Genomic DNA, 1,498 nt, shown 5'->3' on the forward strand with positions numbered 1-1,498 from the left:
CCCCTATTTCCCTCTTCTTCACGAGAGGTCAGTCATGTCAAGCGTCAATCCGCGCCGTTGGTGGGCCCTGTGGGTCCTGGCCGCGGCCCAGTTCATGGTCATCATGGACACCTCGATCATCGGGGTGGCCCTGCCCGAGATGCAGCGAGACCTCGGCTTCTCGCCGGGGGACCTGCAGTGGGTGTTCAACGCCTATGTCATCGCGTTCGGCGGTCTGCTGCTGCTGGGGGGCCGGCTGTCCGATCTGCTCGGCGCCCGCAGGGTGTTCACGGCCGGGTGGACGGTGCTGATCGCGGGTTCGGTCGTCGCGGCCGCCGCGCAGAGCGCCTGGGTGGAAGTGCTCGGCCGGGCCGTCCAGGGGGTCGGCGGCGCGCTCATCGCGCCGTCCGCCATGACCCTGCTGATGATCCTGTTCGCGCACGACCCGAAGGAACTCGGCAAGGCCATGGCCCTGTACGGCGCGGCCGCCCCCGCGGGCGGCACGGCCGGTGTCTTCCTCGGCGGCGTGTTCACCCAGTGGCTCAGCTGGCCGTGGGTGTTCATCGTCTACGTCCCGATCGGCCTGGCCACCCTCGCCGCCACCGGTCTGCTCCCGGCGGTGGCTCCCCGGCGCGGCGGCGTCGATGTCCTGGGGGCCGCGACCGTCACCGCCGGGCTGGCGCTGGCCGTCTTCGCCGTCGTACGAGCGCCGCAGGCGGGGTGGGCAGCGGCGCAGACCCTGCTCGAACTCGGCGGCGCGGCGGTGCTGCTGGCCCTGTTCCTGGTCATCCAGAAGACCGGGCGCGAACCGCTGATGCCGTTGGGCATCTGGCGGGTGCCGCGGCTGGGCTCGGCCAATTTGGCGATGACGCTGCTGGGCGCCGCGTGGATCCCGATGTGGTACTTCCTCAACCTCTATCTCCAGCAGGTCCTCGGATACGGGGCGTTCGCCTCGGGCGCCGCGCTGCTGCCGATGACCGGTCTGCTGATGGTCTTCATGACGGCGATCACGGCACGCCTGCTGGGCCGTTTCGGCGCCAAGCCGCTGATCGGCGGCGGGCTGCTGGTCCTGGCGGCCGGTCTGCTGTGGCTGTCGGCCGTGGAGCCGGCCGGCACCTTCGCCGTCGACGTGCTGCCCGCCTCGCTGGTCGCCGCGCTCGGTATGTCGCTGGCGTACATCCCGGCGATGATGGCCGCGCTGTCCGGCGCCCCGCAGGAACAGGCGGGGCTGGCCTCCGGCATCGTCAACACCACCTATCAGGTGGGTTCCGCCCTGGGCCTGGCCGCGCTCACCGCCCTGGCCACCACCCAGGGGGCCGACCGGCTGGGCGACCTGCCGGCGCTCACGAACGGTTTCAGCGCGGCCTTCCTCGGTGCCGCGATCGTCGCGGCGGCCGGCGGGATCGTCACGCTCCTGTCCATGCGGGGCGAGACGGCCGCCGGGACCGAACAGCCGCGAGCGGCGGTGAGTGACCAGGCAGGCGTCTGAACACACGGCATCCACGCGTCCGCCGTCCCC

At 71.9% G+C, this 1,498-nt stretch carries 1 protein-coding gene; it reads left to right on the top strand.

The window, feature by feature from the left end; all coding sequences use genetic code 11:
- Positions 1-34: 34 nt before the first annotated feature.
- Entirely contained in the window at positions 35-1,468 is a 1,434-nt protein-coding gene (locus DI272_RS44030; protein ID WP_109501477.1) for an MFS transporter, read from the top strand.
- The last annotated feature ends 30 nt before the right edge of the window (positions 1,469-1,498 follow it).

Origin of the sequence: Streptomyces sp. Act143, from assembly GCF_003143935.1 — a bacterium.
GTDB lineage: Bacteria > Actinomycetota > Actinomycetes > Streptomycetales > Streptomycetaceae > Streptomyces.